This is a genomic window from Myroides sp. WP-1, assembly GCF_014145635.1.
Taxonomy (GTDB): Bacteria; Bacteroidota; Bacteroidia; order Flavobacteriales; family Flavobacteriaceae; genus Flavobacterium.
The window spans coordinates 1-13,855 of sequence record NZ_JACHTC010000015.1; the positions used below are offsets into that span (position 1 = coordinate 1).

The 13,855-nt window shown below is 37.1% G+C and carries 18 protein-coding genes; 14 read left to right on the forward strand and 4 right to left on the reverse strand.

Features of this window, described 5'->3' with window-relative positions; translation table 11 throughout:
• Nucleotides 1–224 precede the first annotated feature (224 nt).
• The 4 genes from H4K33_RS12630 to H4K33_RS12645 all read right to left on the reverse strand — a co-directional run bounded on the left by H4K33_RS12630 (nucleotide 225) and on the right by H4K33_RS12645 (nucleotide 2,507).
• Complete coding sequence (locus H4K33_RS12630) at nucleotides 225–1,052, reverse strand: mechanosensitive ion channel (RefSeq protein ID WP_255493705.1); 828 nt, start codon at nucleotides 1,050–1,052, stop codon at nucleotides 225–227.
• A complete protein-coding gene (locus H4K33_RS12635) occupies nucleotides 1,033–1,263 on the reverse strand; it encodes a hypothetical protein (RefSeq protein WP_182649527.1) in 231 nt (76 codons plus the stop codon). Before H4K33_RS12635 ends, H4K33_RS12630 begins: the two co-directional genes overlap by 20 nt.
• Complete coding sequence (locus H4K33_RS12640) at nucleotides 1,263–1,847, reverse strand: RNA polymerase sigma factor (RefSeq protein ID WP_182649529.1); 585 nt, start codon at nucleotides 1,845–1,847, stop codon at nucleotides 1,263–1,265. The genes H4K33_RS12635 and H4K33_RS12640 overlap by 1 nt, the downstream gene beginning before the upstream one ends.
• Nucleotides 1,848–1,913: 66 nt before the next feature.
• Nucleotides 1,914–2,507: a riboflavin synthase gene (locus H4K33_RS12645; protein ID WP_182649531.1), complete on the reverse strand. Its 594-nt coding sequence runs from the start codon at nucleotides 2,505–2,507 to the stop codon at nucleotides 1,914–1,916.
• 57 nt (nucleotides 2,508–2,564) lie between these two features.
• On the opposite strand from H4K33_RS12645, the gene pdxA reads away from it, so the two are divergent.
• The 14 genes from pdxA (at nucleotide 2,565) to H4K33_RS12715 (ending at nucleotide 13,853) form a co-directional block, all read left to right on the forward strand.
• Nucleotides 2,565–3,635: a 4-hydroxythreonine-4-phosphate dehydrogenase PdxA gene (gene pdxA / locus H4K33_RS12650; RefSeq protein ID WP_182649533.1), complete on the forward strand. Its 1,071-nt coding sequence runs from the start codon at nucleotides 2,565–2,567 to the stop codon at nucleotides 3,633–3,635.
• 50 nt (nucleotides 3,636–3,685) lie between these two features.
• Nucleotides 3,686–4,258, forward strand: coding sequence for a DUF177 domain-containing protein (locus H4K33_RS12655; RefSeq protein WP_182649535.1), 573 nt, complete (start codon nucleotides 3,686–3,688; stop codon nucleotides 4,256–4,258).
• Between the two features lie 9 nt (nucleotides 4,259–4,267).
• Nucleotides 4,268–4,465, forward strand: a complete 198-nt coding sequence (gene rpmF / locus H4K33_RS12660) for a 50S ribosomal protein L32 (RefSeq protein ID WP_133711474.1) — start codon at nucleotides 4,268–4,270, stop codon at nucleotides 4,463–4,465.
• A 163-nt stretch (nucleotides 4,466–4,628) separates the two neighbouring features.
• The gene (locus H4K33_RS12665) at nucleotides 4,629–5,624 is read left to right on the forward strand and encodes a beta-ketoacyl-ACP synthase III (RefSeq protein WP_182649537.1); all 996 of its coding nucleotides are present in this window, start codon (nucleotides 4,629–4,631) and stop codon (nucleotides 5,622–5,624) included.
• Nucleotides 5,625–5,659: 35 nt separating this feature from the next.
• Complete coding sequence (accB, locus tag H4K33_RS12670) at nucleotides 5,660–6,145, forward strand: acetyl-CoA carboxylase biotin carboxyl carrier protein (protein WP_182649539.1); 486 nt, start codon at nucleotides 5,660–5,662, stop codon at nucleotides 6,143–6,145.
• A 66-nt stretch (nucleotides 6,146–6,211) separates the two neighbouring features.
• Nucleotides 6,212–7,564, forward strand: coding sequence for an acetyl-CoA carboxylase biotin carboxylase subunit (gene accC / locus H4K33_RS12675; RefSeq protein WP_060875513.1), 1,353 nt, complete (start codon nucleotides 6,212–6,214; stop codon nucleotides 7,562–7,564).
• 208 nt (nucleotides 7,565–7,772) lie between these two features.
• Nucleotides 7,773–7,973, forward strand: coding sequence for a cold-shock protein (locus H4K33_RS12680; RefSeq protein WP_182625872.1), 201 nt, complete (start codon nucleotides 7,773–7,775; stop codon nucleotides 7,971–7,973).
• A 207-nt stretch (nucleotides 7,974–8,180) separates the two neighbouring features.
• Nucleotides 8,181–8,546: an NADH-quinone oxidoreductase subunit A gene (locus tag H4K33_RS12685; RefSeq protein WP_182649541.1), complete on the forward strand. Its 366-nt coding sequence runs from the start codon at nucleotides 8,181–8,183 to the stop codon at nucleotides 8,544–8,546.
• Nucleotides 8,547–8,558: 12 nt separating this feature from the next.
• Nucleotides 8,559–9,113: an NADH-quinone oxidoreductase subunit B gene (locus tag H4K33_RS12690; RefSeq protein WP_060875509.1), complete on the forward strand. Its 555-nt coding sequence runs from the start codon at nucleotides 8,559–8,561 to the stop codon at nucleotides 9,111–9,113.
• 2 nt (nucleotides 9,114–9,115) lie between these two features.
• Nucleotides 9,116–9,637, forward strand: coding sequence for an NADH-quinone oxidoreductase subunit C (locus tag H4K33_RS12695; RefSeq protein ID WP_182649543.1), 522 nt, complete (start codon nucleotides 9,116–9,118; stop codon nucleotides 9,635–9,637).
• Between the two features lie 23 nt (nucleotides 9,638–9,660).
• Nucleotides 9,661–10,896: an NADH-quinone oxidoreductase subunit D gene (locus H4K33_RS12700; RefSeq protein ID WP_182649545.1), complete on the forward strand. Its 1,236-nt coding sequence runs from the start codon at nucleotides 9,661–9,663 to the stop codon at nucleotides 10,894–10,896.
• Between the two features lie 3 nt (nucleotides 10,897–10,899).
• On the forward strand, nucleotides 10,900–11,430 hold the full coding sequence (nuoE, locus tag H4K33_RS12705; protein WP_182649547.1) for an NAD(P)H-dependent oxidoreductase subunit E: 531 nt from the start codon (nucleotides 10,900–10,902) through the stop codon (nucleotides 11,428–11,430).
• A gap of 4 nt (nucleotides 11,431–11,434) precedes the next feature.
• Nucleotides 11,435–12,793, forward strand: coding sequence for an NADH-quinone oxidoreductase subunit NuoF (gene nuoF, locus H4K33_RS12710; RefSeq protein ID WP_182649549.1), 1,359 nt, complete (start codon nucleotides 11,435–11,437; stop codon nucleotides 12,791–12,793).
• Nucleotides 12,794–12,827: 34 nt separating this feature from the next.
• The gene (locus H4K33_RS12715; protein ID WP_182649551.1) at nucleotides 12,828–13,853 is read left to right on the forward strand and encodes a 2Fe-2S iron-sulfur cluster-binding protein; all 1,026 of its coding nucleotides are present in this window, start codon (nucleotides 12,828–12,830) and stop codon (nucleotides 13,851–13,853) included.
• Nucleotides 13,854–13,855: the final 2 nt, after the last annotated feature.

Below are 13,855 nucleotides of genomic sequence, written 5' to 3' on the forward strand. Positions count from 1 at the left end.
TTTTCAAATAAGGAAACTATTTCGCGTTTAAATTCTTCTGAATAAACACGACTTTTTTGAATAATTTTGACATTGGGTTTCATATAAAAATTGACTTTTTATGGTCAACCTATATCAGGGACGTACAAATTCTTATTAAAAGATTATTTTTCTAAAAAAGAAAAATTCACTCTTTTCCTCTCTCTTCTCACTTCTATCCAAAAAAAAATGCCCGAAGGCATCTTTTATTTTAATATTTCAATGTGGCTTTCTGAAACCGTCTTAATCGGGATATAGTTCTTTTTACCTTCTACCAGCAAACACAAGTAGATATTATCAATAGAAATCACATATCCCTGCAATCCATCAATAGACACATATTGACCAATCTCTAAGTTCTTTCTTGCATAAAAAGAATACAACAACTTCGTTACTACATCTTTTGCACCCAAGCCCAAAGACAGTGCCACTGTTAATAAAATTGCTCCTATAATAATGGAGATATTACTCGTTATGATAGACGTATCAATTCCCATTTGATTTAATGTTGTAATCACAACAAAAATCAAAATCAAATAGAACAAAATATTTCCGATCATACGTGCTCCAACAAAATCAACTGCTTTCAGCACTTCAACAATAACTTTCTTGATCCAAGAAGCGAAGTATAGTCCACCAATAAAGATCAACAATGCAACGAATAGCTTAGGAACAAACATCATTAGGTTTCCAATTTCACGAGATACGATTTCTAAGCCAAACAACTCTGCTCCAATCAACACCATTAAGAACACCAAGAAGACCTTAACGAAAAAGAGCATGATTGCATCGACTTTCACGCGAATCTTAATTTTGCTCAAAAACTCATTATCATCTAATCCGTCTTGAATTTTCTCTAAGCGAATTAGCTTAAATACTTTTCGAAGGATATAGGAAAAAAGCTTCAACAACAACCAACACAACAGGACATATCCCGCAATGAGTAGAAAACCAAAAACACCTTTTATCAGTGAGTTCATCACGTCGTTAATCATCTCACTGGGATATTCAAAACTATATAATTTCTCCATCATGATCTTCTTTTTTAATTTTTTCTATTATTTTCTTTTCTTCTTCTCTATCAACATCACCAATAAATGATTCAACTACTTTAGGCACTTGTACCGTATATAATTCCGAAACATCCAAAGAGAGTTTAATAAAATTCAAATTGTCAATCACCCGATCTTTCAGATAGTCCGGCAATTTCTCGTCTTGCAGTATTTTCTTAAAGGGATTTTCCATTATGACAACGAATTATATAATTCCACAATCTTCTTTTTAGCCCTGTGCAATCGCATTTTAACGGCACTTTCTCCTAATTCGAGCAGTAGTGCTATTTCTCTTATTGATTTATCATCTTGATACTTCATCAATAAAACGATTTTATCTTCAGGGTCGATTAAACCAAGTGCTTCTTGAAGCTTTTCCACCGTTAGTGAAAAGATTTCTTCGTCAGACACTTCCTCATCTACAGTAGAAACATACATCGCTTCTTCCTGTAATTCGATATTATCTCGTTGCCGCTTCAAAATAGACTTTGAATAGTTCACGCAATGATTATACGTAAATGAATAAAGCCAGGTTGAAAATTTAGCTTCTCCCCTAAACGACTTTAAATTAAGGTATAATTTGACAAAAACATCCTGCGTCAAGTCTTCTGCAGCATCCCGGGATTCAGCAAACCCCAAGCATTTTTGATACACCTTCTGACCATAGCGATCATAGATAATACCAAATAAACTTGTATTTCCATTGTGGATAATGAACTGTACCAGCTCTTCATCCGTCATTGAAACAAAGTTTTGACTTTGCACATTCATTCTCATATTACTATTTTACCTTCCAAATGTAATATATCTTAACAAACACTTTGAATTTTTAACACCGAATTCTTAAACATTCCTAATCTGTAATAATTTCTCTACATACTTTCCGATTACATCAAATTCCAAATTTACGTTGTCTCCTACTTGATAGTGTTTAAAAATAGTATGTTCTTTTGTATAGGGAATAATCGCGACACTAAAAGTATTGATACCCGAATCTACAACCGTTAGACTAGTACCATCAATGGTGATAGATCCTTTAGATATCGTCGTATGTTTTATTTGTTTATCGTATTCAAATCCGTAATACGTACTACCTTCTGCATCAACAATAGACACGCATGTTCCAACGGCATCCACATGACCTTGCACAATATGGCCATCCAAACGCGCATTAGCTAACATTCCGCGCTCTAAATTAATCTCTTGTCCAACAGTCCATTTTCCTAAAGTTGTCACATCTATCGTTTCTTTGATCGCCGTCACGGTGAAGGTTTCATCCTTTATATCCACTACTGTCAAGCAAATTCCATTGTGCAAAACACTTTGGTCCACTTTCAATTCCTTCACAAAAGAACACGATACCGTTAGGTGTATATTTTCCTTTTCTTTGACACTATTTTTAATGATTGCAATTTCTTCAACAATTCCTGTAAACATTACTCCATTTATTTTATTAAATTTGTTTTCAAAATTACTAATAATTTATACGAAACTATGAGCCATAAAGAAGAAAATGTTAGGGTAGGAATCTCAATCGGCGATTTAAACGGGATTGGCCCCGAAGTTATCCTTAAATGTTTCGAAGACAATAGAATGCTTGAGCTTTGTACACCTGTTATCTTTGGTAGTTCAAAACCCTTATCATATATTAAAAAGAACATCAATAGCAATGTGAATTTTCAGGGCATTGACAGTTTAGATCAAACCATTCCAGGCAAGCTGAATGTATTAAACTTATGGAAAGAGAACGTCAATATTAATTTTGGTGTGAACGATCCAGTAGTGGGTAGCTATGCTATTAAATCATTTGTTGCAGCAACAGAGGCGTTAAAAAACGGAGAAATTGACATCTTAGTTACCGCACCAATCAACAAATACAACAGTCAATCAGAAGAATTTCAACACCCGGGTCACACCAATTACCTCAATGAGCAATTGGAAGGCAATGCATTAATGCTTTTAGTGAGTGACAATCTAAAAGTTGGATTGTTAACAGATCACCTACCTTTAAAAGATGTCCCACAAGCCATTACGGCTAAACGCATTGAGGAAAAGGTAAAAACTGTACGAGAAGCTTTAATGAACGATTTCAACATTTTCAATCCGCGCATTGCAGTTTTAGGACTGAATCCACATGCAGGAGACGAGGGTGTAATCGGCGTAGAAGAACAAGAAATAATCAAACCAACGATAACAAAACTAGCAGAAGAAGGCATCCTTGTTTCCGGTCCATTTCCAGCAGACGGCTTTTTTGGATCACAACTATACAACAGCTTTGACGCTGTCATTGCGTGTTATCACGATCAGGGCTTAGCGCCATTCAAAGCGTTATCATTTAGCAAAGGAGTGAATTACACAGCAGGTTTAAACAAAATCAGAACCTCGCCTGATCACGGAACAGCCTATGATATTGCAGGAAAAAACCTTGCTGACCCTACTTCTTTTCGCGAAGCGCTATACTTAGCTTTGGATGTTTTCACAAACAGAAACAGAAACATCGAAGCAAAAAGCAATCCGCTTATGCCCCAAGAAAAAGAAAATAATACAAAAAAATTTGATAATTAGCTTGTAATAATAATAATTTTTTATCTTTGCACGCTCAAATCATGTATTTGATGAATACTGAAAAAACATATTCGATATCCTTTATAGGATTGAAAAATGGAGAACATACTTTTGAATATCAAATAGATAACGAGTTTTTCAAAAACTACGCCTATGACGATTTCAATCGTATACAAGCAAATATTAGCGTTCTTTTAAATAAAAAAGCTACCCTTTTAGAGGTGTACTTTAAGGTAAAAGGAGTGGTCAACGTTCCTTGTGATGTCACAAATGAAGACTTTGATCTTCCGATAGAGAATGAATTAAACCTCATAGTCAAATTTGGAGAAGAGTACAACGACGATCACGATGAAATACTAATTATACCGATGAATGAATATGAGATTAACCTCTCACAATACATTTACGAATTAGTTGTTTTATCCATCCCTGCCAAAAGAGTAAGCCCTGAAGCAGCCGAAGACGATGAGTTTGACGAAGACGAATTCGACTTTTTATTTGAAGACGATGAACAAGACAATGAAATGGAAGATGAGCTGGAAGAAGAAACAGAAAGCGAATCAGACCAAAGAGATATAGACCCTAGATGGGAAAAATTAAAAAAACTATTAACGGATAAATAATATAGTAAAATGGCACATCCTAAGAGAAAGACCTCGAAAACAAGAAGAGATAAAAGAAGAACACACTACAAAGCTGTAGCTCCGACTATCGCTACTTGTCCTGTAACAGGTGAAGCTCACTTATTCCACAGAGCTTACTGGCACGAAGGAAAACTTTACTACAGAGGACAAGTTGTAATTGACAAAACAACAGAAGTAGAAGCATAAGCTTTTGAAAAAAACACAATAAACTCTCACAATGTGTGAGAGTTTTTTTTTGTTGAAATTTACTGAGAGAACGAGTTTTAAGACTTAAAAACCCTTCAATTCGTTTTTTTTTTGTAATTTTCGCTTCTTTTTGGAATGTTTTTATAAAGTAAAGCAACACCATATGACAAAAATACATGCAGCCATTACTGCTGTTGGTTGTTATTTGCCTGAGACAAAGTTGACCAACGCAGATTTAGAAAAAATGGTTGAAACTAACGACGAGTGGATAACCTCTCGAACAGGCATTAAAGAACGACGAATTCTTAAAGAACCTGGAAAAGGAACTTCGCATATGGCTATTAAAGCCGCGGAAAACTTAATTCAAAAATCAGGAGTAGATCCAAAAGAAATAGACTTAGTGCTATTATCGACGGCCACCCCTGATATGCCTGTAGCCATCACAGGTGTATATGTAGCTTCACAAATTGGCGCTACTAATGCATTTGCATTTGATCTACAAGCTGCTTGTTCAAGCTTCTTATACGGGATGTCTGTTGCCTCTGCTTATATTGAATCTGGTAAATACAAGAAAGTATTGTTAATTGGATCAGACAAAATGTCTTCAATCATTGACTATACTGATCGCGCAACATGTATCATCTTTGGAGATGCTGCTGGAGCCGTACTATTTGAACCCAATACCGATGGTTACGGAATTATGGATGAATACCTAAGAAGTGACGGAATCGGAAGAGAATACTTAAAAATTGACGCTGGTGGTTCTATTTTACCAACAAGCGCTGAGACAGTAGCCAACAGACAACACTATGTGTTCCAAGATGGAAAAACTGTTTTCAAATACGCCGTATCAAACATGGCTGATGTGAGTGAAAAAATCATGCAACGCAACAATTTAACGCATACAGACGTAAATTGGTTGGCAGCACATCAAGCAAACAAACGCATTATCGATGCAACTGCACATCGAATGGGATTAGACGAATCTAAAGTCTTAATGAACATTGAACGATACGGGAATACAACCTCTGCTACTTTACCCTTATTATTATGTGACTATGAAAGCCAATTGAAGAAAGGTGATAACATCATTTTTGCTACATTTGGAGGAGGATTCACATGGGGATCGATATATTTAAAGTGGGCTTACAATAGTTAATTAATTTAGAAAAAACAACTAACCAATACATTAGTATGGACATTAAAGAAATTCAAAACCTAATCAAATTCGTAGCTAAATCAGGAGCTACAGAAGTAAAATTAGAAATGGATGATTTTAAAATCACCATCAAAACGACAGAAACAGGAAGCACTGAGACAACGTATATCCAACAAGTTCCAGTAGCTCAATCTATGCCACAAGCGCCTGTAGCTACTACAGCTGCACCTGTTGCAAGCGAAGCTCCAGCAGCAGCAGCTCCAGCAGGAGATGATTCTAAATACATCACTGTAAAGTCTCCGATCATCGGAACATTCTACAGAAAGCCAGCACCAGACAAAGCTCCTTTCGCAGAAGTAGGAACAGTAATCAAACCTGGAGATGTAGTTTGTGTTATTGAGGCAATGAAGTTATTCAACGAAATTGAATCTGAAGTATCAGGTAAAATCGTAAAAATTCTAGTTGACGATTCGTCACCTGTTGAGTTTGACCAACCTTTATTCTTAGTTGACCCATCTTAAGAAATTAGACAACCCTTCTCTGCTTGCAAAGAAGAAAAGTAAAATTAGAATTTAAAATTTCAGAAGATGTTTAAAAAAATATTAGTAGCTAATAGAGGTGAAATTGCTTTACGCATCATTAGAACGTGTAAAGAAATGGGGATTAAAACTGTAGCGGTTTATTCAACTGCAGATGCTGACAGTCTTCACGTACGCTTTGCTGACGAAGCCGTATGTATCGGACCAGCTCCCTCAAACCTATCGTATTTAAAAATTTCCAACATTATCGCTGCAGCTGAAATCACAAATGCTGATGCGATTCACCCTGGATATGGTTTCTTAGCTGAAAATGCCAAGTTTTCTAAAATCTGTCAAGAGCACGGAGTAAAATTTATCGGTGCATCTCCTGAGATGATCGAGAAAATGGGAGACAAAGCAACAGCAAAAGAAACGATGAAATTAGCTGGTGTACCTACGGTTCCTGGATCTGACGGATTATTGGAATCACTAGAACACGCTAAAAAAACAGCTAAAGAAATCGGATACCCTGTCATGATGAAAGCAACTGCTGGTGGTGGTGGTAAAGGGATGCGCGAAATCTTCAAAGAAGAAGAAATCGAAAGAGCTTGGGAAAGTGCACGTCAAGAAGCAGCTGCTGCTTTTGGAAACGACGGTATGTACATGGAGAAACTAATTGTTGACCCACGTCACATCGAAATCCAAGTAGTAGGAGATTCTTATGGAAAAGCATGTCACTTATCTGAAAGAGACTGTTCTATCCAAAGACGTCACCAAAAACTTACAGAAGAAACTCCTTCTCCATTCATGACAGATGAATTGAGAGACAAAATGGGATTAGCCGCTGTAAAAGCAGCAGAATTCATCAAATACGAAGGAGCAGGAACGATTGAGTTCTTAGTGGACAAAGATCGCAACTTCTACTTCATGGAAATGAATACACGTATCCAAGTAGAACACCCAATCACAGAACAAGTAATTGATTACGATTTAATTCGCGAACAAATCTTAGTTGCTGCTGGTGTGCCAATCTCTGGAAAAAACTATACACCGAAATTACACTCTATTGAGTGTCGTATCAACGCTGAAGATCCATTCAACGACTTCAGACCTTCTCCAGGAAGAATTACAACTTTACACGCTCCAGGAGGTCACGGTGTACGTTTAGATACGCACGTATATTCGGGATACTCTATTCCACCAAACTACGATTCAATGATTGCGAAGTTGATCACAACCGCTCAAACAAGAGAAGAAGCAATCAACAAAATGAAACGTGCTTTGGATGAGTTTGTTATCGAAGGAATTAAAACAACAATTCCATTCCACAGACAATTGATGGATGATCCAAACTATAGAGCAGGTAATTATACAACTGCTTTCATGGAATCTTTTCACATGAAACCATTAGAAGAAGAATAAGAATCACATTATATCGTTATTCACAGAGGGAACTAAATTTAGTTCCCTCTCTTTTTTTCTAAAAATATCCCTTTTAAACCGTTGAAAACACTCGAAAAAATAAAAAAAACACAAGTGAGAATATTTTTTAATAAAAAATTCAAATTCAATCCCTTTAGACACTAAAAAAACTATATATTTGGTGTTCTAATATTTTTATTTTTTTAAAATGCACACAGGCGTAATTAAATTCTTCAACGAAGACAAAGGATTTGGTTTCATTACTAATGAAGCTACTAAACAAGACATCTTTGTTCACATCACAGGTTTAAAAACAAAGAATGTAGAACAAGGTAACCGCGTTTCTTACGAAGAGGAACAAGGTAAAAAGGGGCTTATTGCCACTAATGTACAAGTGATAGAAGATTAAGAAAATATATATAATTTTCCGTTACAGTAAAGCTATCTAACTCGCGTTAGGTAGCTTTTTTTATTCCCTTAATCACTATTTATAATTAATCTAAATACATATTGGGCTATATTAAACATTTAGCACAAGACCAAGAGTTCCAAAGCTTTGTAAAGACGATCTAGGGCTCTATATTTGTATGTTGTATCTAATATAAAACTTGTACTTATGCAATCAAGTCAACTCGATTTTATACCAATTTTAATGCAAATCGCACTAGCTGCGGGATTTGTATCCATGACGATATGGGTTTCAGGAAAACTAGGACCTAGAAAAAAATCAAAAATCAAAGACAGTACTTGGGAATGTGGGATCGAATCGCTAGGAAATGCGCGTATTCCTTTTAACGTAAAGTATTTCTTAGTTGCTATTCTCTTTGTTTTATTTGATGTTGAAGTAGTATTCCTTTACCCTTGGGCGATGAACTTTCATGAATTGGGATGGGACGGATTTGCTAAAATGGGAATTTTCTTATTCCTGTTATTAGTTGGACTATTATATGAATTTAAAAAGAAAGGTCTCGAATGGGATTAAAATACTAGGAAGATGAGCGATAAAAAATATAAAACAGTAGAGGCTCCTGAAGGTTATGTGGGAGAAGGCTTTTTTGCTACAAAATTGAGTGAAGTTGTTGGTTTGGCTCGTTCAAACTCTATGTGGCCCTTGCCTTTCGCAACGTCTTGTTGTGGAATTGAGTTTATGGCTACCATGGCAGCAACGTATGATATTGCGCGTTTTGGATCGGAACGTATGAGTTTCTCTCCCAGACAAGCGGATATGTTGATGGTAATGGGTACAATTTCAAAAAAAATGGCTCCGATTTTACGCCAAGTATACGAACAAATGGCTGAACCTAAATGGGTAATTGCCGTTGGTGCTTGTGCTTCTTCAGGGGGTATTTTTGATACATATTCTGTTTTACAAGGAATAGACAAAGTAATTCCTGTAGATGTATATGTTCCTGGATGTCCTCCTAGACCTGAACAGATTCTTGATGGCGTGATGAGATTGCATGAGATCGTTAAAGCAGAATCGGTTTATAGACGAGGTACCAAAGAATATGATGAGTTATTAAAATCTTATAACATAGAAAGTAAATAGATATGGCATTAGATAATCAAACCATTCAAAAGGCTTTAATCGATCAATTTGGTTTGTCGGTTAAAGAATTTCACGAACAACACGAGATGCTCGTTTTTGAAGTAGCTCCTGAAACACTTCATGCCGTTGTTGAGTTTTTGAAAGAAAATGACCAAATGAATTTCAACTTTCTAACGGATGTTTGCGGGGTACACTACCCTGATTCTGAAGAAGATCGTCAATTTGCAGCGGTTTACCATATGCACAATTGGATGGACAACGTAAGAATTCGTTTCAAAGCGTATTTAAACGGTAAAAATCCAGTGGTTGATTCTGTTGTTGACCTATTCAAATCTGCCAACTGGCAAGAAAGAGAAACCTACGATTTCTACGGAATCAAGTTCAAGAATCATCCGCAATTGAAACGTATTTTAAATATGGACGAAATGGAATCTTTCCCTTTGCGCAAAGAATTTCCAATGGAAGATGAAGGAAGAACAGATAAAGACGATCGCTTCTTTGGTAGAACGATTCACAATTGTTAATAACGGAGTAAGATTCAAGAATTATGTCAGATTTATTATTACCACCGGAACAGAGATACGCGAAGCTTATTGAGGAAAAGTTTAACGAAGATGGTACAGAGTTACAAATCTTAAACTTAGGTCCTACACACCCTGCTACGCATGGTATCTTTCAAAATATTATCTTATTAGATGGTGAAAAGGTTTTAGATGGAGAAGGAACTGTGGGTTATATCCACCGTGCCTTTGAAAAAATTGCCGAAAACCGTCCTTTCTACCAAATCAACGTATTAACGGATCGCTTGAACTATTGTTCTTCGCCTATTAACAATACGGCTTGGTGGATGACTGTTGAAAAAGCGTTGGGTATTGACATTCCAAAACGCGTGCAATACATGCGCGTGATCATTATGGAATTAGCACGTATTGCAGACCACATTATTTGTAGCTCTGTAATGGGTGTAGATACAGGAGCGCTAACAGGATTCTTATACGTATTTCAATACAGAGAAAAAATATACGAAATCTACGAAGAAATTTCAGGTGCTCGTCTAACGACAAACATGGGACGTATTGGTGGTTTCGAAAGAGAATGGAGCCCAACGGTATTCAAAAAAATAGATGAATTTTTAGCTGAATTCCCAGCTATTTGGAGCGAATTTGAAGGTTTATTGACTAGAAACAGAATCTTCATGGATCGTACCATTGGCGTTGGAGGTATTACAGCCGAAGAGGCTATCAACTACGGATTTACAGGGCCTAACTTACGCGCGGCTGGTGTGGATTACGACGTTCGCGTGGCTTCTCCTTATTGCTCTTATGAAGACTTCGACTTCGAAATTCCCGTGGGAACTTCTGGTGATTGTTATGACCGTTTCTGCGTGCGTAATGCCGAAGTTTGGGAAAGTTTAAAAATTATTCGTCAAGCGTTAGATAAAATGCCTGAAGGTCCTTATCACGCTGATGTTCCTGAATATTATCTTCCTCCAAAAGAAGATGTTTACACGAATATGGAAGCTTTAATTTATCACTTCAAAATTGTGATGGGCGAAGTTCCTGTTCCTGTAACTGAATTATACCACTGTGTAGAAGGTGGTAATGGTGAGCTAGGATTCTACTTGATCACAGACGGTAGTAGAACCCCTTATAGATTGCATTTCAGAAGACCTTGTTTTATCATTTACCAAGCGTACAATGACATTGTAAGAGGAGGTATGTTATCAGATGCGATTATTACTTTATCAAGTTTAAACATCATTGCAGGAGAATTAGACGCTTAAATCATGGAAACGAAGAAATACAAACAAAATATAAATATCACGCCGGAACTTCAACAACGCATTGACGAATTGTTGAGCCATTACCCTGCTGACAAAAAAAAATCAGCTCTTTTACCAGTTCTACACGCGGCTCAAGACGCACATGACAACTGGTTAAGTGTGGAATTAATGGATAAAGTGGCGGAGATCTTAGGCATTACATCAATCGAAGTATACGAAGTAGTAACGTTTTACACGATGTACAACCAAAAACCAATGGGTACGTATATGTTCGAATTCTGCTTAACTTCATGCTGTGGCATTCGCGGAGCAGACGATATGATGGAATATGCTTGTGAAAAATTAGGTATTAAACCAGGAGAAACAACACCTGATGGGTTATTTTCAGTGGTTGGTGTTCAGTGCTTAGGTGCTTGTGGATATGCACCTATGATGCAGTTAGGTGATTTCTACAAAGAGCACTTAACGCGTGAAAAAATCGACCAAATCATTGAGGATTGTAAAGCAGGAAAAGTAATTCTTCACGACAAATAGTAATATGGCGACAAAAATATTATTAGACAAAATCAATATCCCTGGGATAAAATCATATGAGGTATACCGTCAAAATGGAGGGTATGCATCGGTTGAAAAGGCATTGAAAACAATGGCGCCAGATGATATTACAGAACAGGTAAAGGCATCAGGACTAAGAGGTCGTGGAGGTGCAGGTTTCCCTGTAGGTTTAAAATGGAGTTTCATCGACAAAAAATCGGGTAAACCGAGACATTTAGTGTGTAATGCCGATGAATCTGAACCAGGAACATTTAAAGATAGATACTTAATGGAATATATCCCTCACTTATTGATTGAGGGAATGATTACAGCAAGTTATGCTTTAGGGGCAAACTTGTCGTATATCTATATTCGCGGAGAATATATGTGGGTATTCAAAACCTTAGAAAGAGCCATCAAAGAAGCGTATGCTGCGGGATGGTTAGGAAAGAATATCTTAGGCACGGATTACTCTTTAGATTTACATGTGCACTGTGGTGCTGGAGCGTATATCTGTGGAGAGGAAACGGCTCTTATTGAATCTTTAGAAGGAAAAAGAGGAAATCCTCGTATCAAACCACCTTTCCCTGCGGTAAGTGGTTTATGGGGTAATCCAACGGTAGTAAACAACGTAGAATCGATTGCTAATATTCCGTGGATTGTAAATAATTCAGGAGATGAATATGCTAAAATTGGTTTAGGTCGCTCAACGGGAACCAAGCTAATTTCTGCCTCTGGACACATTAGAAAACCAGGCGTTTACGAAATAGAATTGGGTATCACAGTAGATGAATTTATCAATTCGGATGAATACTGTGGTGGTATGATGGATGACAGACCCATCAAGGCACTAATTCCTGGTGGATCTTCCGTACCAATCTTACCTGCACATTTAATTTACAAAACAGCCAATGGTGAAGATCGTTTAATGACATACGAATCGCTATCTGATGGTGGTTTTGAATCAGGGTCTATGTTGGGTTCTGGTGGTTTTATCGTATACAACGATACGGCTTGTATCGTGAGAAATACGTGGAACTTTGCTCGTTTCTATGCTCATGAAAGTTGTGGACAATGTTCGCCTTGTCGCGAGGGAACGGGATGGATGGAAAAAGTATTACACCGCATTGAAACAGGTCATGGAACCATGGAAGATATCGATCTATTGTGGAACATCCAAAGCAATATTGAAGGTAATACAATTTGTCCTTTAGGAGACGCTGCCGCTTGGCCAGTAGCCGCTGCTATCAGACATTTTAGAGAGGAGTTTGAATATCACGTTTTATTCCCTGAGAAAGTAACAGACAGAAATCACTATGTCAACGAGCCTTTTTCGAGCGTAAAACACCTGATTAATAAATAATTCACGCTAATTTTTTAGCTAAAAAGCACAATTTATGAAAGTTACTATAGACGGACATGAAATAGAAGTAGAACCAGGAACATCCATTCTACAAGCAGCAAGAATGATTGGTGGGGAATCAGTTCCGCCAGCAATGTGCTATTACTCAAAACTAGAGGGAACGGGAGGAAAATGTAGAGCTTGCTTGGTAGAGGTTTCTAAAGGTAGCGAAGCAGATCCACGTCCTATGCCAAAACTAATGGCTTCTTGTAAAACAGGAGTTATGGATGGTATGGAAGTAAAAAGCATCACTTCACCAAGAGTTTTAGAAGCGAGAAAATCAGTAACAGAATTTCTTCTTATTAATCACCCTTTAGATTGCCCTGTATGCGATCAAGCTGGAGAATGTGATTTGCAAAACTTGGCTTTCCAACACGGAAAAGAACAAAAAAGATACCAAGAGGAAAAGAGAACTTTCGAACCTGAAAATATAGGAAACAACATCCAATTACACATGAATCGTTGTATTCTGTGCTACCGTTGTGTAAAAACAGCAGAGCAATTAACAGATGAGCGCGTACATGGGGTATGTGGTCGTGGTGAGCATGCGCAAATTTCGACGTATATCTCAGCTGCTATCGAAAATGAGTTCTCAGGAAACATGATAGACGTATGTCCTGTGGGAGCATTGACAGATAAAACTTTCCGTTTTAAATCACGTGTTTGGTTTAATAAACCATACAATGCCCACCGTAACTGCCCTACTTGTTCAGGTAAAGTAACCCTTTGGATGTTTGGAGAAGAAATTCAGCGCGTAACTGCTCGCAAAGACGAATTCCACGAAGTGGAAGAATTTATCTGTAACACTTGTCGTTTTGACCATAAAGAAACAAGTGATTGGGTAATTGAAGGACCGCGTAAATTCGAGAAATTCTCTGTGATCAACCAAAACAACTACACCAAAAAATTAGATCATGTTGTGATCAAAACAGAAAAACAGATTTTAGAAGGACGTGAGCAAGATCGCAAAAAGATCAGTATGAAGGCTATTCCTTTGACAAACGATGAATCTAAAGAATAAAA